This is a genomic window from Xenorhabdus sp. SGI240, assembly GCF_040081915.1.
In the GTDB taxonomy this organism is placed as follows: Bacteria; Pseudomonadota; Gammaproteobacteria; order Enterobacterales; family Enterobacteriaceae; genus Xenorhabdus; species Xenorhabdus bakwenae.
Map to the genome: position 1 here is coordinate 25,267 of NZ_JBEBMB010000068.1, position 19,709 is coordinate 44,975.

The following is a 19,709-nucleotide window of genomic DNA, read 5'->3' on the forward strand; positions in this document are numbered from 1 at the left end:
GCTATGAAATTTATCATTGAACGTGAGCAATTATTAAAACCTTTGCAACAGGTTAGCAGCCCCTTGGGTGGTCGCCCTACCCTGCCTATTTTAGGCAACTTATTATTGCAGGTAACAGAAGGTTCCCTGTTGCTGACGGGCACCGATTTGGAAATGGAAATGAAGGCTCGGGTGACACTGACCCAGCCACATGAACAAGGTGCAACAACTGTCCCCGCCCGTAAATTTTTTGATATCTGGCGTGGATTGCCTGACGGAGCAGAAATCAGTGTAGAACTGGATGGCGATCGCATTCTCGTCCGCTCTGGTCGCAGCCGATTTTCACTCTCTACGTTACCTGCTTCAGATTTTCCTAATCTTGATGACTGGCAGAGCGAAGTTGAATTTTCTCTGCCTCAGGCCACACTGAAACGCCTGATCGAGTCTACCCAATTTTCCATGGCGCATCAGGATGTTCGCTATTACTTGAATGGTATGTTGTTCGAAACTGAAGGCGAAGAACTGCGTACCATTGCCACAGACGGCCACCGTTTGGCCGTTTGTTCCATGAGCATCGGGCAAAATCTGCCGTCCCATTCAGTGATCGTACCCCGCAAAGGCGTTATTGAATTAATGCGTCTGCTCGATGGCGGTGATAATCCGCTGCAATTGCAGATTGGCAGCAATAACATTCGTGCTCATGTTGGTGATTTTATCTTCACATCGAAGTTGGTTGATGGCCGTTTTCCTGATTATCGTCGCGTATTACCCAAAAATCCCGATAAAACGCTGGAAGCCAATTGTGACATGCTTAAGCAGGCATTTTCGCGGGCCGCCATTTTGTCCAATGAAAAATTCCGTGGCGTTCGCATCTACTTGAGCGAAAATCAACTTAGAATTACCGCCAATAACCCAGAGCAGGAAGAGGCAGAAGAGATTGTTGATGTCAGTTATCAGGGCACTGAAATGGAAATTGGCTTCAATGTCAGTTACGTACTGGATGTTCTGAACGCATTGAAATGCGAGCAAGTCAGTCTCCTGCTAACAGATGCCACATCCAGCGTAAAAATTGAGAATTCAGCCAGTCAGGCTGCGACTTATGTCGTGATGCCAATGCGCCTGTAACAGTAACAACATTAACTCATTATATGATTCTCTCGCGTTTGCTGATCCGCGATTTCCGTAATATCGCGGACGCTGACCTGCCACTGGCAACCGGTTTTAATTTTCTGGTTGGGCCGAACGGTAGCGGCAAAACAAGTATATTGGAAGCCATTTATACCTTAGGCCACGGTCGTGCTTTTCGCAGTATTCAGGCAGGCCGGGTAATTCGTCATGATTGCGACGCGTTCATTCTTCATGGGCGCATTGATCAACTATCCTATGAACGTACTTTATCGGTGGGATTAAGCAAAAACCGTCAGGGCGATAGCAAAGTCAGGATAGATGGCAGTGATGGGCATAAAATTGCTGAATTGGCGAAAATACTGCCGATGCAACTTATCACACCAGAAGGTTTTACGTTGCTAAATGGCGGTCCGAAATATCGTCGGGCCTTTATTGATTGGGGATGTTTTCACAATGAGCCACGCTTTTTTGCTGCCTGGGCTAACCTGAAAAGGCTGCTTAAGCAACGGAATGCCGCATTGCGACAAGTCACCCGCTACAACCAAATCCAGCATTGGGATCGAGAGCTTGCCCCATTGGCAACCGAAATCAGTCAATGGCGGGCTGAATATATTGCAGAAATTTCCGAGGATATAGAAAAAACCTGCAAACAATTTTTACCTGAATTCACACTGAGTATCAGCTTCCAGCAAGGTTGGGACAAAGAGAGTGAATATGCGGAGCTGCTCGCGCGGCAGTTTGAGCGCGACAGATCGCTAACCTACACCGCTTCCGGCCCGCATAAAGCCGATCTGCGGATCAGGGCGGACGGTACACCAGTAGAAGATATGCTGTCCCGTGGTCAGTTGAAGTTACTGATGTGCGCATTGAGGTTAGCACAGGGTGAATATTTCACCCGACAGAGCGGGCAAAAATGCCTGTATCTGCTTGATGATTTTGCCTCAGAACTGGATGCCGGCCGTCGTCAGCTATTAGCCGAGCGTCTGAAATCTACGCAAGCCCAGGTGTTTGTCAGTGCAATCACATCCGGGCAAGTTACAGACATGATTGATGTAAATAGCAGGATGTTTCGCGTAGAACATGGCAAAATAGAGGTTCAACCACAGGATTAAGATGAGCGAGAAACGTTGATGTCGAATACATATGACTCCTCAAGTATCAAGGTATTAAAAGGGCTGGATGCCGTCCGTAAACGTCCAGGCATGTATATCGGTGATACCGATGATGGTACTGGCCTGCACCACATGGTCTTCGAGGTTGTTGATAACGCTATCGACGAAGCCCTCGCAGGTCATTGTGACAAAATAACTGTCACTATCCACGCAGATAATTCCGTTTCTGTGCAGGATGATGGCCGCGGTATTCCGACCGGCATACACGAAGAAGAAGGTGTTTCAGCAGCAGAAGTCATTATGACCGTGCTGCATGCGGGGGGTAAATTCGATGATAACTCCTATAAAGTTTCCGGTGGACTGCATGGCGTGGGGGTTTCTGTTGTTAACGCCTTATCGGAAAAACTGGAACTGACTATCCGCCGTGACGGTAAGGTTCACGAACAAACCTATTGTCTGGGCGTGCCACAGTCACCACTGAAAGTTGTCGGTGATACTGAGCAGACAGGAACCACTGTCCGTTTCTGGCCAAGTATGGATACGTTTAAGATTAACACTGAGTTCGAATACGACATTCTGGCAAAGCGCCTGCGTGAATTATCATTCCTCAACTCCGGTGTTGCCATTCGTTTAGTCGACAAACGCACCAATGCCGAAGATCTCTTTCACTATGAAGGGGGCATCAAAGCGTTTGTTGAATTCCTGAGCCGCAATAAAAACCCCATTCACCCGAATGTCTTCTATTTCTTTACCGAAAAAGATGGTATTGGTGTTGAAATTTCCATGCAATGGAATGACGGTTTTCAGGAAAACATTTACTGTTTCACCAACAACATTCCTCAGCGTGATGGGGGAGCCCATTTAGTGGGTTTCCGTACTGCGATGACCCGTACCCTCAATAGCTACATGGATAAAGAGGGTTACAACAAGAAATCCAAAGTCAGCGCTACCGGTGACGATGCCCGCGAAGGTTTGATTGCGGTCATTTCCGTTAAAGTCCCTGATCCTAAATTCTCTTCCCAGACCAAAGACAAACTGGTTTCTTCCGAAGTGAAAACAGTGGTTGAAACCCTGATGAATGAGAAGCTGGTGGAATACCTGCTGGAAAATCCGAACGATGCTAAAACCGTCGTCGGCAAAATCATCGACGCAGCCCGCGCCCGTGAAGCCGCCCGTAAAGCGCGTGAAATGACCCGCCGCAAAGGTGCTATGGATCTGGCCGGATTACCGGGCAAACTGGCTGACTGCCAGGAGCGCGATCCGGCGCTGTCTGAACTCTATCTGGTGGAGGGTGATTCTGCGGGCGGTTCAGCAAAACAGGGACGTAACCGTAAGAACCAAGCTATCCTGCCGTTGAAAGGTAAAATCCTGAACGTTGAGAAAGCGCGCTTTGACAAGATGCTCTCCTCACAGGAAGTCGCCACCTTGATCACCGCTCTGGGTTGCGGCATTGGCCGTGATGAGTACAACCCAGACAAGCTGCGTTATCACAGCATTATCATCATGACCGATGCCGACGTTGATGGATCGCACATCCGCACCCTGTTGCTGACATTCTTCTATCGTCAGATGCCGGAAATCATTGAGCGCGGTTATGTCTACATCGCCCAGCCACCACTGTATAAAGTGAAGAAAGGCAAACAAGAGCAATACATCAAAGATGACGATGCAATGGAAGCCTACCTGATGTCCATTGCCTTGGATGGCGCAGCATTGTATACCAATCCACATGCACCCGCCCTGAAAGGTGAAGCATTGGAAAAATTGGTGACTGAATTCAATACTGCTCAGAAAATCATCCGTCGCATGGAACGTCTGTATCCGCTGGCCCTGCTGAACAACCTGATTTACCATCCAAAACTGACCGAAGATGCCTTGAACGATCAGGCGAAAGTGGAAGAATGGGTCAGCGAGTTGTCTATTCGTCTGAATGACAAAGAGCAGCATGGCAGCACTTACAGCTATCAAATCCATGAAAACCGCGAACGCCAGATTTTCGAGCCAATTTTGCGCATTCGTACGCATGGTGTTGATACTAACTACAATCTGGATTTCGATTTTATCCACGGTGGCGAATATCGCCGCATTACCAAACTGGGTGAATTGATCGGGAATTTGATTGAGGAAGGCGCATACATCGAACGTGGCGAACGTCGTCAGGCAATAAGCAGCTTTGAACAGGCTCTGGAATGGCTGACGAAAGAGTCACGCCGTGGTCTTTCCGTCCAACGCTATAAAGGTCTGGGAGAAATGAACCCTGATCAATTGTGGGAAACGACCATGAACCCGGAAACCCGTCGCATGATGCGTGTCACCGTGAAAGATGCGATTGCAACTGACCAACTGTTCACGACCCTGATGGGGGATGCGGTTGAACCTCGCCGGGCATTTATTGAGGAGAATGCTCTGAAAGCGGCGAATATTGATATCTGATATTTCCGACACTATGTAGAGAACACCAGATAATAAATTTCAAGTTGCAGGCAATAAAGCTGCAACTTGAAAAATGACAGAATTATATCCGACAGGAAAATAAAAAAATTTATAATAATAACCTATAAATATTGCCATAATCAAAAAAATATAAACAAACCTGACAAACACTATAAAATAAATATTATTTCCATGAGAGTGATAAACTTATTATTGATGATTCCACCTGCTATTAATATATATTTATACCAATCCAACTTCAAGATATGTGTTATATTTCTCCTAGCAGCGGGGAAACATAAGGCCTCGCGTCGTCTGGCGAATTGCAACTTGAAGTTTATCGAGTATATCATTTCAGATAATAAGTATTGACGCTTTTTTAGAGAAAATCCGCAAGATAAAAATCAAGGAAAATGATTTAAATTCTGTTAATCCAATAAAAATAATAATAGCAAACCTTTCTTACACAAAAAAACATAAAACTCATGAACTTACTATTTAATTATATGTAACACAACAAAATAAAAATAAGAATAGCCTTAAAAAATTATTGACAATGGCATGCTGAAAAAGTTAATTAATACCCCAGTTCATTCATCTAATCCGATTTATCATAAGCTGTATCATTATCCGTAGGGATATTTACATATTTATATATCTATATATTTAGTAATGTCATTTAGGAGAAGATCATGCAAAATTTCACTACCCAAACATCCACCATACCTCATATTATTGATGCCGCAATGGTGAGTCAAAATGAGCTGTGTCGTATATCCGACAATGCCGATGCTCTCCGTTCCAAGGCAATGGAACTGACCGATTCGTGGGAAGGTGTAATGTTCGCATTAACCCATGAAGAAATTGAAAATATCGCTCTGGCTGTTGGTTTCATTCCAGAAGTAGCAAGTAAAATTCACCATGAAATTAAATCACTTTCCTATGCCAAAATCCAATCCAACACAGGCTCAGATTCACTTGCTACCAAACATAACATGGATATTAGTCTTCTTGCACTCCGGGGTGTAACAGACTTTGATCGTGCTTTATCTCATGTTAATGATAGTAACTTGGAAGAAATTCTGGATGAAAACCAAGAGATATTCCAGAAAATCCGTAATGCACTTCCCACTTATGAAGCCCGGATGAATTTTAGGCCCGAAACGGCCTCTGCTGTGCTTAAGTCTCTGGGGGCAGAGATATCACCTGAATTGCTTTATAAAATTTGTCCAAAATACCACACGACGTCGGTTATAGACCTTGAAAACCGCAAAGGGGTCAGTACCGAGTTTATTCGTTGTGTCACATTAACATTGGGTACAACCGTTTGCTAAAAGCATTAATATTATGCCAGCGCCCGTTTTCTTGGGCGCTGGCATTTTAGGTAACGACACTGATTTATTGATATTGATGAAAAATTCAGGCGACAGGCGAAAAAATCATTAATGCCGCCACGAATGACGGCATTATCCCAACAAATGCAGTGTTTCAATAAAAAACTTAACTCTTTTCTACAGCAGAATACGTAACATACGGCGCAAAGGCTCTGCTGCTCCCCAGAGCAACTGATCACCCACCGTAAAGGCAGATAAATATTCCGGTCCCATATTCAGCTTACGCAGACGACCCACAGGTGTATTCAACGTGCCGGTAACCGCTGCCGGCGTTAACTCCCGCATCGTTAGCTCCCGATCATTTGGAATAACACGAACCCAATCATTATGGGAAGCCAATAGCATTTCAATTTCCTGGATCGGGATATCTTGTTTCAATTTCAGGGTAAATGCCTGACTATGGCAACGCAATGCCCCAATACGGACACACAAGCCATCAATCGGGATCACATTATTGCCTGTGTTCAAGATCTTGTTGGTTTCCGCCTGACCTTTCCACTCTTCGCGGCTCTGCCCGTTTTCCAGTTGCTTATCGATCCACGGAATTAAGCTCCCCGCCAAAGGAACACCAAACTGGTCCGTTGGCAATGCCCCACTGCGGGTAAAATCTGTTACACGTTTTTCAATATCCAAAATTGCGGAAGCAGGGGTCTTTAATTCTTCAGCAACCAGATGATGCAACATCCCCATTTGCACCAACAGCTCACGCATATGGCGAGCACCACCGCCAGAAGCGGCCTGATAGCTTGATACCGACGCCCACTCAATCAAATCATTGGCAAACAATCCTCCCAACGACATCAACATCAAGCTGACGGTACAGTTACCGCCAACAAAAGTTTTGATACCTTTATTCAGGCTATTTTGAATATGTTGGAGGTTAACAGGATCAAGAATAATGACAGCGTCATCATTCATACGTAGTGCAGAAGCGGCATCTATCCAATATCCCTGCCAGCCGGTTGCTCTCAGTTTAGGGTAGATTTCATCGGTATAATCCCCACCCTGACAGCTAATGATAATATCCAGCGCACCCAGTGCCTCAATATCAAAAGCATCCTGTAACACACCTGATTTTCCGGCGAATTCTGGCGCAGGAAGCCCGTGCTGGGAGGTTGTGAAGAAAACCGGATTTATTGCGTCAAAATCCCGCTCTTCTACCATTCGCTGCATCAATACTGAGCCGACCATACCGCGCCAGCCGATAAAACCTACACACTTACTCATGTTTACCCTGCCTTGAAAGATATTCATCTGATACCACTGATATCCTTAAAACTGACAAAATATAGCAAAAGGTGCAAGTATATTTATGAGCTATAGCACTAGAACTTTTAAAGCGATGGGTCTGCCATTTTTAAGTTATATTGAGATTTGCCCCGCTAATTTAGAAAATACCGCTGTAAGAGATCTCTTCTTTGTGACTGGTGATTATCTACTACAAAGGAACTGCCCTCGGTTTATTACCATGGCAAGAATATATTTCAACCGAAGGGCATATTTTGGGCACTATCTCAGGAATAGTTTTCTCTGTATGACCAAAAAATCTCATCACAAATCGTTAGTTAAAATTTATTTCCACCGTAACGATGTATCATCAATTGCTTGTCCCAATATCTCTTTATCCTTTTTATAATTATGGGAAACATGCCAATTTTGGCTGCGCCCCTGACGAGGAAGACCAAATTCACCACGTCTCACATAACCTGAACGCAATTCGCCAAAAATATGCTCATTAACCATGACTTCATCCGGTTGCGCATGTGGTGTGACAGCCTTGGCATGACGGCGATCCATCTCATTTAACAAACGACAAATATATTCGGCTGATAGATCAATTTTTAATGTCCAAGCATTATTGATATAGCCAACCAGATAAGCAAAATTAGGAATATTCTGTACCAATGTTCCCTTATATAACAATTGGCTATGACTTTGTGGCTTTTGTCCATCAATAAAAAGTTCTATTCCTCCCATAAGATGTAATTGCAGCCCTGTGGCTGTCACTATGATATCTGCGGGTAATTCCTTACCCGATTGCAACAAAATACCCTGTTCAGTAATGCGTTCAATCTGGTCGGTAACGATAGACGCTTTGCCTTCTTTCAGTACCTTAAACAGGTTACTGTCGGGAACAAAGCATAACCGTTCATCCCATGGCATGTACTTTGGTGTCAGGTGTTTCATGTCAAAATCAGGGCCGACTTTTCTGCGAGCCAATGCCAGCAAGAACGATTTCAACAAGTGAGGAAAATACCGACTGACTTTATATATCGAACTGAAAAAGAAGATATTGCGACGTCGGCTCAATGCGTAAATCCAACGCGATGGGATAATGCCCTTTAACAGTTCTGCCATCTTATCCCTTGCCGGTATTGAAAAAATATAGCTCGGAGAACGCTGTAGCATGGTGATATGTTCAGTATCATTAGCCATTGCCGGCAATAAAGTGACTGCGGTTGCGCCACTTCCAATCACAACGACTCGCTTTCCTTTGTAATCCAATGCTTCGGGCCAATATTGAGGATGAATGATAGGGCCTTTGAAATCTTCAAGACCGGAAAATTTGGGGGAATAAGGTTCATCATAGTTATAGTAACCTGTCGCCATGATAAGAAAATGACAGATAAATTGCCGAGTGTCTCCACTGACTTCATCAATGGCAGTCACAGTCCATTGGCAAGTTTCATTTGACCAGTCAATTTGAGTAATTTTTAACCCGAACTGTATTTTCTTATCAACTTCATACTCTGTCGCCACTGAATGGAGATAGCGCCTAATTGCAGGCCCATCAGCGAAAATACTGGTATCTGTCCAAGGACGGAATTTATAGCCATAGCTCATCATATCCGAATCTGTACGAATACCGGGATAGCGAAATAAATCCCAGGTTCCTCCCATATTATGGCGACGTTCTAAGATCCCCACTTTTTTATCAGGACATTCCCTTGCCAAATGACACGCCATACCAATGCCAGAAACTCCGGCACCTATGATCAAAACATCATAATGGTTACTCATGTGACTTCTCCTGCAAAAAGATTCTCTTAACCAGATAAGTAACTGGTTCAATATGTCATATTATTTTTTATTTGCAGGAGCAACCATTTGCATTTATGTGGGGGGAGTATCAGGATGTTAATGCTTGGTTATTCAAAAACTGAACACCCACCGGCTAAACGACGCGTCAATCGTCCATTCTGAAATTATCATTCGGATTCGGTTCAAAATGATGCTCCAGATAGGCCTTTATCATCTCATCCGTTAATTGACCCACCGTGGCACAAAAATACATACATTGCGCAAAGTTTGGGTTGATCAAACCCAGTAAGATACTTTTGGCAACTACAAGCAAGCGATACTCATCTATAGGTTAGGCAATAGAAATTTTGGTTGTCAAGTCGCATGAAACCAACCGATATTGTGCGTCTTTTGAAGATATATTGAGTGTAGTTTAGACATCACTTATCACGTGAAAATAGCTATGATCTGTTTTCAGAAAGGAATAATAAGTCCGTTATCCATTACGTGCAAACTCCCCAAATACAGTGAGATCTGCCTTTGAAAGACAGATCTCTGACCGCTAACTACAACACCATCACTCCACCGTTACCGACTTCGCCAAGTTACGAGGCTGATCCACATCCGTACCTTTGATCAAGGCAACGTGGTAAGACAGCAATTGCAGGGGCACAGTGTAGAAGATCGGTGCGATCAACTCTTCTACGTGTGGCAGGGAGATGATCTTCATGTTTTCGCTGTTGGTGAAACCTGCATCTTGATCGGCGAAGACATACAACAAACCGCCACGGGCGCGAACTTCTTCAATGTTGGATTTCAGTTTTTCCAGCAGTTCGTTGTTCGGTGCAACGATAATAACTGGCATATCCGCATCGATCAGTGCCAACGGGCCATGTTTCAATTCACCAGCAGCGTAGGCTTCTGCGTGAATGTAGGAGATCTCTTTCAGTTTCAGTGCACCTTCAACCGCAATCGGGTATTGATCGCCACGGCCAAGGAACAGGGCATGATGTTTTTCAGAGAAATCTTCTGCCAATGCTTCAATCAGCTTGTCTTTGGATAACATGCTTTCAATGCGGCTTGGCAGAGCATGCAGGGCATGAACAATGTCTTGTTCCAGTGCTGTATCCGCACCTTTCAGGCGTCCAATGTAAGCCACCAGCATCAGCAATACAGTTAGCTGGGTGGTAAAGGCTTTGGTGGATGCCACGCCGATTTCTGCCCCTGCTTTGGTCATCAGGGCAAATTCAGATTCACGTACCAAAGAAGAACCAACAACGTTACAGATGGTCAACGAAGTCAGATAACCGAGTTCTTTGGACAAACGCAGAGCAGCCAAGGTATCCGCCGTTTCACCGGATTGGGACAGGGTGATCAGCAGGCTTCCTTTACGGCGCGCCGGCTTGCGGTAGCGGAATTCAGAAGCGATTTCAACATCACATGGAATACCTGCCAGTGATTCGAACCAGTAGCGCGAAACCATTCCCGCATTGTAGGAAGTACCGCAGGCAACGATTTGAATATGCTCAACTTGTGACAGTAATTCCGCCGCATTAGCGCCCAGTTCTGACAGATTTACCTGACCATTGCTCAAGCGGCCTTCCAATGTGCTTTTGATCGCCATCGGTTGTTCGTAAATCTCTTTCTGCATGTAGTGACGGTATACCCCTTTATCACCAGCATCATACTGAACGTTGGATTCAATTTGCTCTCGTTCAACGGCTTCACCCTGTACACCAAAGATGCGAACGGTACGACGAGTGATTTCTGCAATATCACCTTCTTCCAGATAGATAAAGCGACGAGTCACTGGCAGTAATGCCAATTGGTCAGATGCCAGGAAGTTTTCACCCACACCTAAGCCAATGACCAATGGACTGCCAGAACGCGCAGCAACCAGCACATCTGGATGACGGCTATCCATAATTACGGTGCCATAAGCGCCACGTAATTGTGGGATCACACGCTGCACCACTTCCAGCAGTGAACCGCCTTGTTGCTGTTCCCAGTGAATAAGATGGGCAATGGTTTCTGTATCTGTATCAGAAGAGAAGGTGTAACCACGCGTTTTTAATTCTTCGCGTAGCTCTTCATAGTTTTCAATAATGCCATTATGCACAACGGCAATATGCTCAGAAACATGAGGATGAGCATTGCGTTCGTTTGGTTCACCGTGAGTCGCCCAACGAGTATGAGCAATCCCTGTGCCGCCAATAACTGGCTGTTTATCTGCTTCATCAGCCAGCATCTGTACTTTGCCCACTTCACGCAGGCGGGTCATACGGTTTTCACTGTCAACGATAGCCATACCCGCAGAGTCATAACCACGGTATTCCAGGCGACGAAGACCTTCGATCAGTATTTCTGCAATATCCCGTTGTGCTACTGCACCAACAATTCCACACATTTTGTTTTATTCCCAAAAACAGGGCGATGAAGCCCTTTTATGTCGCTAACCTGATTGTGTTTCGGCTTTGCCGTCCCCGAGCTTTGTAGAGATGGGGATTTTTATTATGGATATATCTTATTTATTTTTTCTTCACTGGACGCTGCCAGTTTTTAATATGGGTTTGCTTTACACGACTGATAACCAAGTCATTCTCAGCAACGTCTTTTGTTACTGTGGTTCCGGCACCAATCGTCGCGCCTTTCGCAACCGTCACTGGCGCAACAAGCTGTGTGTCAGAACCAACAAAAACATCATCACCAATGATGGTCTTAAATTTATTGGCACCATCATAGTTACAAGTAATGGTTCCCGCACCAATATTGACATTATTGCCAATTTCAGAATCACCAAGATAAGTCAGATGACCAGCTTTGGAACCTATGCCAAGCGAGGATTTTTTCATTTCAACGAAATTGCCAACATGCGCTTTTTCCGCCAATTTGGAACCCGGGCGTAAACGGGCAAAAGGCCCAATAGTACACTCTGCCGCAATGTCAGAATCTTCAATGACAGTGTACGGGTCAATGACTGCCCCATCACCAATAACACAATTTTTCAGGATACAACCAGAGCCGATCTGAACATTATTTCCCAGTGTGACATGACCTTTAATAATCACATTGGTATCAATCACCACATCACGACCGTGTTCTAGTGTTCCGCGCAAATCAAAACGGGCAGGATCTAATAACATGACGCCCGCCAGCAGTAATTTTTCCGCTTGCTCAGATTGGTAAATACGTTCCAGAGCGGAAAGTTGCAGACGATTGTTGACCCCTTCCATTTCACTTAAACGGCTTGGGTGTACGGCCTTGATTTGACGGCCTTCTTTGTGTGCAAGCGCAATAACATCCGTCAGGTAATATTCGCCCTGTGCGTTATTGTTTTCCAGCCGGGATAACCACCGTTTCAAATCACCGCCATTCGCCACCAAAATACCGGTGTTAATTTCGTTGATTTTACACTGTTCTTCCGTTGCATCTTTCTGTTCGATAATCCCCGTCACTTCACCATCTTCACGGATGATACGACCATAGCCCGTTGGATTATCCAGTATGGCAGTTAATAAACCAATTCCACCCTCTGGTTTAGCTTCAATCAAACGCGCCAAAGTATCTTTGCCAATCAAAGGCACATCACCGTAAAGGATCAGAATATCTTCATCATCCGAAAAATACGGAGCAGCTTGCTGCATGGCATGACCTGTACCAAGCTGTTCAGCTTGCAGTACCCAATTCAGATCCTGGCCGGGAAGGGCTTGTTTCATCAAATCACCTCCATGCCCATAAACCAGGTGAACATTTTGGGCGCCCAACTCCATTGCGGTATCAATAACATGCTGAACCATCGGCTTACCGGCCAGCACATGCAGAACTTTAGGAAGAGCGGAATACATGCGAGTTCCCTTGCCCGCGGCAAGGATCACAACACTTTTTGTACCGACATTATTTGCGTTGTCATTATTTGCAATAATAGACATAAGAAACCTGACAATCCCAATTTTTAAGTATGAAAGTAAACCTGTTTGCGAAATAAATTGCCACATATTTCGTAATGCAAAAAAGCCAGTTAGTTTTCACCAACTGGCTTTTTATCTAACTGCCTATACCCTTTGGGTATTTATTACATCATTTTTTTTGTCAATTCGATAACACGAAGTTTCGCGATCGCTTTCGACAATTCAGCAGATGCCTGAGCATAATCAACATCGCCGTGAGAATTACGGATGTGTTCTTCCGCCTTGCGCTTGGCTTCAAGCACTTTAGCTTCGTCCAAATCCTTACCACGGATCGCTGTATCGGCCAGTACGATAACGCCATTTGGCTGAACTTCAAGAATACCACCTGACAGGTAGATAAATTCTTCTTCACCAAACTGCTTAACAATACGTATCATGCCCGGTTTTATGGCAGTAAGCAGTGGTGTGTGTTGAGGATAGATCCCCAGCTCACCTTCACTACCTGTCACCTGAATTTTCTGTACCAGCCCTTCAAACAACAGTTTTTCAGCACTGACTACGTTCAGGGAGAACGTCATTGCAGCCATATCAACCTCCCGTCAGCCATATTAAAGCGTTTTCGCTTTTTCCATCGCTTCTTCGATGGAGCCAACCATGTAGAACGCCTGCTCTGGCAGATGGTCATAATCACCGTTCAGGATGCCTTTGAAGCCTCGGATAGTGTCTTTCAGAGGAACAAATTTACCTGGTGAACCGGTGAAGACTTCTGCAACGAAGAATGGCTGAGACAAGAAGCGCTGGATCTTACGGGCACGTGCCACAACCAGTTTGTCGTCTTCAGACAGTTCGTCCATACCCAGAATAGCGATGATGTCTTTCAGTTCCTGATAACGTTGCAGGATAGACTGAACACCACGAGCCACGTCATAGTGCTCCTGACCAACGACCAGTGGGTCAAGCTGACGGCTGGTTGAATCCAGAGGATCAACCGCAGGGTAGATACCCAGAGATGCGATCTGACGGCTCAATACGACGGTTGCATCCAAGTGAGCAAAGGTTGTCGCAGGTGATGGGTCAGTCAAGTCATCCGCAGGAACGTAAACGGCCTGTACGGAGGTGATAGAGCCAGTTTTAGTTGAGGTGATACGCTCTTGCAAAGCGCCCATCTCTTCCGCCAATGTTGGCTGATAACCTACCGCAGATGGCATACGACCTAACAGTGCAGATACTTCTGTCCCTGCCAGGGTGTAACGATAAATGTTATCAACGAACAACAGAACATCGCGGCCTTCATCACGGAATTTTTCTGCCATCGTCAAACCCGTCAATGCAACACGCAGACGGTTTCCCGGTGGCTCATTCATCTGACCATACACCAGAGATACTTTATCCAGTACGTTTGAATCCGTCATTTCATGATAGAAGTCGTTACCTTCACGGGTACGCTCACCGACACCAGCAAATACAGAGTAACCTGAGTGCTCGATCGCAATGTTACGGATAAGCTCCATCATGTTAACGGTTTTACCTACACCCGCACCACCGAACAGACCCACTTTACCACCCTTAGCGAATGGGCAGATCAAGTCCATAACTTTAATACCAGTTTCCAGCAGTTCCTGAGAATTGGACAACTCTTCATAGCTTGGTGCTGTACGGTGAATTGACCAGCGCTCTTCTTCGCCGATCTCACCTTTCATGTCAATGGGATCGCCCAATACGTTCATGATACGGCCCAGTGTTGCTTTACCCACTGGTACTTCGATTGGGTGTCCTAAATCAGTCACGTCCAAATGACGGCGCAGGCCATCGGAAGTACCCATTGCGATACAACGGACGATACCCCCACCTAACTGCTGCTGAACTTCCAGCACCAGTTTTTCTTCACCGTTTTTAACCTCAAGGGCATCGTATACTCTTGGTACGCTGTCCTGAGGGAATTCGACGTCCACCACGGCGCCGATTACCTGGATAATCTTTCCAGTAGCCATCTTGAATCCTCTACGTAATTCGTAAACCTAGCTGTTAAACCGCAGAAGCACCCGAAACGATTTCGGTGAGTTCCTGAGTGATGCTGGCCTGACGAGCCTTGTTGTAAACCAACTGCAACTCTTTGATCAGGTTGCCACCGTTATCGGTCGCGGCTTTCATCGCTACCATTCGTGCGGCCTGTTCACTAGCCAGGTTTTCAACGACGCCCTGATAAACTTGCGATTCTATATAGCGACGCAGCAGGGTATCCAACAGCGCCTTAGGATCAGGTTCATACAGATAGTCCCAGGACTTCTTCTTCAGTGTTTCATCGTCTCCGGCAGGCAGAGGCAATAACTGAGTGATCGTCGGAACCTGAGACATTGTATTCATGAACTTGTTTGTCACTATATACAGTTTATCCAGACGCCCTTCGTCATATGCTTGCATCATGACGTGGACTGGCCCGATCAGTTCGGATAATGATGGGTTATCTCCCATCCCTGTTACTTGGGCAACAATGTTGCCACCAACAGAAGAAAAGAAGGAAACCGCTTTTGATCCAATAAGCGCCAAATCAACTTGAACGTTTTTATCAGACCAGTCTTTCATTTCTATCAGCAATTTTTTGAACACGTTAATGTTCAAACCGCCACATAAACCACGGTCAGTCGAAACAACCACGTACCCAACACGCTTCACTTCGCGCTCTACAAGGTAGGGATGTTTGTATTCCAGATTACCTAACGCAAGGTGTCCAATCACACTGCGAATGGTTTCTGCATAAGGACGGCTGGCTGCCATGCGATCCTGCGTTTTACGCATTTTGGACGCGGCGACCATCTCCATCGCTTTAGTGATTTTTTGCGTGTTCTGCACACTGGCGATTTTGGTACGTATCTCTTTTGCGCCGGCCATTTCTGCTTCTCCGAATTCAACCAGACGGCCCATTTTTTATTCATCAACAGAATCAAACTGGGCCGAATAGTGTTACCAGGACTGAGTCGCCTTGAAGGATTCCAACAGCGCTTTCAGCTTCGCTTCGATCTCGCCATTGTAATCACCAGACTGGTCAATCTCTTTCAGAAGATCAGCATGTTCACGGTTAGCATAAGCCAACAGCGCAGCTTCGAAACTGACCACTTTTGCGATTTCGATATCTTCCAGATAACCACGTTCAGCAGCAAACAGAGACAGAGCCTGCTGTGCAATGGACATCGGCTGATACTGTTTCTGCTTCAACAACTCAGTGACTTTCTGACCATGGTCCAACTGCTTACGCGTTGCATCATCCAGATCAGAAGCAAACTGGGAGAATGCTGCCAGTTCACGGTACTGAGCCAGAGCGGTACGAATACCACCAGACAGTTTCTTGATGATCTTAGTCTGAGCAGCACCACCTACACGGGATACCGAAATCCCTGGGTTAACCGCTGGACGGATACCTGAGTTAAACAGAGAAGATTCAAGGAAGATCTGACCATCAGTGATGGAGATAACGTTTGTTGGTACGAACGCAGAAACGTCACCCGCCTGAGTTTCAATGATTGGCAGTGCAGTCAGAGAACCGGTTTTACCCTTCACTTCACCATTAGTGAATTTTTCAACATATTCAGCGTTAACACGCGCTGCACGCTCCAGCAAACGGGAGTGCAAGTAGAAAACGTCACCAGGGTATGCTTCACGTCCAGGTGGACGACGCAGCAACAGGGAAATCTGACGGTATGCTACAGCCTGTTTAGACAGATCATCGTAAACAATCAGGGCATCTTCACCGCGATCACGGAAGTATTCACCCATCGCACAACCAGAGTAGGGTGCCAGATATTGCAGGGCCGCAGATTCAGAAGCGGATGCAACAACAACGATGGTGTTTTCCAGTGCGCCGTGTTCTTCCAGTTTACGGACTACGTTAGCAATGGTAGAAGCTTTCTGGCCAATCGCAACATAGACACATTTGATACCAGAATTACGCTGGTTGATGATAGCATCAATAGCCAGAGCAGTTTTACCGGTCTGACGGTCACCGATGACTAGTTCACGCTGGCCGCGGCCGATTGGGATCATGGCATCAACGGATTTGTAACCTGTCTGGACAGGCTGGTCAACGGATTGGCGATCGATAACACCTGGTGCGATAACTTCTACCGGTGAGAAGCCATCGTTCTCAAGAGCGCCCTTGCCGTCAATCGGTTCACCCAGTGTGTTAACAACACGACCCAGCAGACCACGACCAACAGGCACTTCCAAAATACGGCCAGTACATTTGACTTTCATGCCTTCGGCCAAGTCAGCATACGGACCCATCACAACCGCACCTACAGAGTCGCGCTCCAGGTTCAGTGCAATTGCGTAACGGTTGCCAGGCAGAGAAAGCATTTCACCCTGCATGACATCAGCTAAACCGTGGATACGAATGATCCCGTCGTTAACGGAAACTATCGTACCTTCATTGTGAGCTTCGCTCACGACATTGAACTGAGCAATACGCTGTTTGATCAGTTCGCTGATTTCGGTGGAATTCAGTTGCATATGCTCCAGTCCCCTTAAGACTGCAAGACGTCTGTTAAACGATTCAGACGGCCACGAATACTGCCGTCAATCACCATGTCACCCGCGCGGATAATCACGCCGGCAATAACAGACTTGTCAATTTTGCAATTCAGCTTCACTTTGCGTGACAGACGTTTTTCCATCGCCGCAGAAATTTTAGCCTGCTGCTGCTCATTCAGTTCGGTCGCAGAAGCCACTTCAACATTGATAGTCGATTCAAGTGACGCACGCAATTGGATAAATTGCTGGAAGACTTCTGGCAGTACCAGCAAGCGACCATTTTCTGCCATTACACGAATAAAGTTCTGAGCATGCTCATCAACCTGCTCACCACAAAGGGTGATGAAGGTTTTGGCTAACGTTTCCGGTGCTAATGAACCGGAAAGCAGCTCACCAACCTGCTCATTGCGAGTAACCTCAGCAATAAACGCCAGCATATTCTGCCAGTGTTCAAGCGACTGGTGTTCTACAGCAAAGTCAAAAGCAGCTTTGGCGTAGGGGCGAGCTACCGTAGCGAATTCAGACATGCCCCTCCCTCCTTACAGTTCAGCGACCAGTTTATCAACGATGTCGCTGTTAGCAGCTTCATCCACGGAACGTTCGATGATTTTCTCGGCACCTGCGATAGCCAACATCGCAACCTGTTTACGTAACTCTTCACGCGCACGCTTGCGTTCAGCTTCAATTTCAGCATGAGCTTGCGCCACAATTCTGTTACGTTCCAGCTCTGCTTCTGCTTTCGCATCATCAATAATTTGGGCTTTTTGTTTATTAGCCTGCTCAATGATAACTTGTGCATCAGCTTTCGCTTTTTTCAGTTGGTCGGTCGCATTGGCTTGCGCTAAGTCCAGGTTCTTTTTGGCACGCTCTGCTGAAGCCAAACCGTCAGCAATCTCTTTCTGACGTTTTTCAATGGCCGCCATGATTGGTGGCCATACATACTTCATGCAGAACAAAACAAACAGGACAAACGCTAAGGCCTGGCCGAGGATTGTTGCGTTAATATTCACGACACAATACCTCTAATTTCAATTAATAAATTGGCGTAAATTTAAGTTCTGCTATCTTATTAACCGCCAACAGCAAACATCATAAACAAGCCCAGGCCCACAGCAATCATCGGGATGGCGTCAACCAGGCCCATGACGATAAAGAACTGCGTACGCAGCAGAGGAATCAGATCAGGTTGGCGAGCAGCGCCTTCCAGGAATTTACCCCCGAGGATGCCGATACCGATCGCAGCACCGATAGCAGCCAACCCCATCAGAATAGCGGCAGCTATGTACAGCAGATCCATGTTTATATCCATGACAGTCTCCAGTTTGTTTCAAGTTAAAACACAATTATTGATTGATAAAAATTAATGCTCTTCAGATGCCATCGACAGATAAACAATCGTCAGAACCATGAAAATAAAGGCTTGTAACGTAATAATTAGTATGTGGAAAATCGCCCAAGGCAGGCTGAGTAACCACTGTGCTCCCCACGGTAGAAGGGCCGCAATAAGAATAAAGATCAATTCGCCAGCATACATATTACCAAACAGTCGCAGACCGAGTGATATAGGTTTAGACAGCAAGCTGACCCCTTCCAAGATTAAGTTAATTGGAATAAAGAGTGGATGATTGAAAGGCTGCAATGTCAGCTCCTTCGCAAAACCACGAATTCCTTTCATCTTAATGCTGTAGAACAGAATGAGGACAAAAACACCGAGGGCCATCGACAAAGTGACACTGACGTCTGCGGTTGGAACAATACGCAGAGCAGGCAAGCCGAAGAAGTGTTCACCGATTAGAGGAATAAAATCGATTGGCAGCAAATCCAATGCGTTCATGAGTAACACCCAGACGAACACAGTCAAAGCCAGAGGAGCTATCACTTTGCTCTTGCCGTGATACATATCACGCACGGTGTTATCAACGAAGCCGATTACCATTTCTATTGCAGTCTGAAATTTGCCCGGAACGCCGTCAGTGGCGCGAACCGCAACTCTTCTGAATACGAATAGAAACAACATCCCTAATACGATGGAGAAAAAAAGCGAGTCGATATTCAACGTCCAGAACGTCGCCTCATAACCACTAGCGTGGGGATTGACCAACTCAAAGGTACGCAAGTCCAACTGAAGGTGCTTCAGGTGATGACTTATGTACTCCGAAGTTGAAACTTCTCCTGATGCAGACATGATGCTTTTTACCCTTTTGTTGTTA

16 protein-coding genes and 1 pseudogene are annotated in these 19,709 nt (G+C 45.8%); 4 read left to right on the plus strand and 13 right to left on the minus strand.

The window, feature by feature from the left end:
- Positions 1-3: 3 nt before the first annotated feature.
- The 4 genes from dnaN (at position 4) to ABLA76_RS14045 (ending at position 5,986) form a co-directional block, all read left to right on the plus strand.
- Positions 4-1,104 carry a DNA polymerase III subunit beta gene (gene dnaN / locus ABLA76_RS14030; protein WP_348988387.1) on the plus strand — a complete coding sequence of 367 codons (1,101 nt, stop codon included), beginning with the start codon at positions 4-6 and terminating at the stop codon, positions 1,102-1,104.
- A 23-nt stretch (positions 1,105-1,127) separates the two neighbouring features.
- Positions 1,128-2,219, plus strand: coding sequence for a DNA replication/repair protein RecF (gene recF / locus ABLA76_RS14035; protein WP_348988388.1), 1,092 nt, complete (start codon positions 1,128-1,130; stop codon positions 2,217-2,219).
- An 18-nt stretch (positions 2,220-2,237) separates the two neighbouring features.
- Positions 2,238-4,652 (plus strand): DNA topoisomerase (ATP-hydrolyzing) subunit B, encoded by a 2,415-nt coding sequence (gene gyrB / locus ABLA76_RS14040; RefSeq protein WP_348988389.1) that lies wholly within the window; start codon positions 2,238-2,240, stop codon positions 4,650-4,652.
- Positions 4,653-5,344: 692 nt separating this feature from the next.
- Positions 5,345-5,986, plus strand: coding sequence for a hypothetical protein (locus ABLA76_RS14045; protein WP_348988390.1), 642 nt, complete (start codon positions 5,345-5,347; stop codon positions 5,984-5,986).
- A gap of 177 nt (positions 5,987-6,163) precedes the next feature.
- Here ABLA76_RS14045 and asd read toward each other — a convergent pair whose 3' ends face one another.
- From asd to atpB, 13 genes and pseudogenes are all read right to left on the minus strand, one after another.
- Positions 6,164-7,273: an aspartate-semialdehyde dehydrogenase gene (gene asd / locus ABLA76_RS14050; protein WP_348988391.1), complete on the minus strand. Its 1,110-nt coding sequence runs from the start codon at positions 7,271-7,273 to the stop codon at positions 6,164-6,166.
- A gap of 345 nt (positions 7,274-7,618) precedes the next feature.
- The gene (locus ABLA76_RS14055) at positions 7,619-9,067 is read right to left on the minus strand and encodes an NAD(P)/FAD-dependent oxidoreductase (RefSeq protein ID WP_348988392.1); all 1,449 of its coding nucleotides are present in this window, start codon (positions 9,065-9,067) and stop codon (positions 7,619-7,621) included.
- A gap of 166 nt (positions 9,068-9,233) precedes the next feature.
- Positions 9,234-9,338: pseudogene (locus ABLA76_RS14060) on the minus strand (IS200/IS605 family transposase); the annotation flags it as partial.
- A gap of 306 nt (positions 9,339-9,644) precedes the next feature.
- Positions 9,645-11,474 (minus strand): glutamine--fructose-6-phosphate transaminase (isomerizing), encoded by a 1,830-nt coding sequence (glmS, locus tag ABLA76_RS14065; RefSeq protein ID WP_348988393.1) that lies wholly within the window; start codon positions 11,472-11,474, stop codon positions 9,645-9,647.
- Between the two features lie 121 nt (positions 11,475-11,595).
- Positions 11,596-12,996, minus strand: coding sequence for a bifunctional UDP-N-acetylglucosamine diphosphorylase/glucosamine-1-phosphate N-acetyltransferase GlmU (gene glmU, locus ABLA76_RS14070; protein ID WP_348988394.1), 1,401 nt, complete (start codon positions 12,994-12,996; stop codon positions 11,596-11,598).
- 143 nt (positions 12,997-13,139) lie between these two features.
- Positions 13,140-13,562 (minus strand): F0F1 ATP synthase subunit epsilon, encoded by a 423-nt coding sequence (locus tag ABLA76_RS14075; protein WP_047770884.1) that lies wholly within the window; start codon positions 13,560-13,562, stop codon positions 13,140-13,142.
- Between the two features lie 21 nt (positions 13,563-13,583).
- On the minus strand, positions 13,584-14,966 hold the full coding sequence (gene atpD / locus ABLA76_RS14080; protein WP_348988395.1) for a F0F1 ATP synthase subunit beta: 1,383 nt from the start codon (positions 14,964-14,966) through the stop codon (positions 13,584-13,586).
- Between the two features lie 34 nt (positions 14,967-15,000).
- A complete protein-coding gene (atpG, locus tag ABLA76_RS14085) occupies positions 15,001-15,864 on the minus strand; it encodes a F0F1 ATP synthase subunit gamma (protein ID WP_348988400.1) in 864 nt (287 codons plus the stop codon).
- A gap of 72 nt (positions 15,865-15,936) precedes the next feature.
- Entirely contained in the window at positions 15,937-17,478 is a 1,542-nt protein-coding gene (gene atpA / locus ABLA76_RS14090; RefSeq protein WP_348988396.1) for a F0F1 ATP synthase subunit alpha, read from the minus strand.
- A 14-nt stretch (positions 17,479-17,492) separates the two neighbouring features.
- Positions 17,493-18,026: a F0F1 ATP synthase subunit delta gene (gene atpH, locus ABLA76_RS14095; protein WP_047770881.1), complete on the minus strand. Its 534-nt coding sequence runs from the start codon at positions 18,024-18,026 to the stop codon at positions 17,493-17,495.
- A 12-nt stretch (positions 18,027-18,038) separates the two neighbouring features.
- Positions 18,039-18,509 carry a F0F1 ATP synthase subunit B gene (gene atpF, locus ABLA76_RS14100; protein ID WP_047770880.1) on the minus strand — a complete coding sequence of 157 codons (471 nt, stop codon included), beginning with the start codon at positions 18,507-18,509 and terminating at the stop codon, positions 18,039-18,041.
- Between the two features lie 59 nt (positions 18,510-18,568).
- Positions 18,569-18,808 (minus strand): F0F1 ATP synthase subunit C, encoded by a 240-nt coding sequence (atpE, locus tag ABLA76_RS14105; RefSeq protein WP_045967711.1) that lies wholly within the window; start codon positions 18,806-18,808, stop codon positions 18,569-18,571.
- 51 nt (positions 18,809-18,859) lie between these two features.
- Positions 18,860-19,684 (minus strand): F0F1 ATP synthase subunit A, encoded by an 825-nt coding sequence (atpB, locus tag ABLA76_RS14110; RefSeq protein WP_047770879.1) that lies wholly within the window; start codon positions 19,682-19,684, stop codon positions 18,860-18,862.
- Positions 19,685-19,709 lie beyond the last annotated feature (25 nt).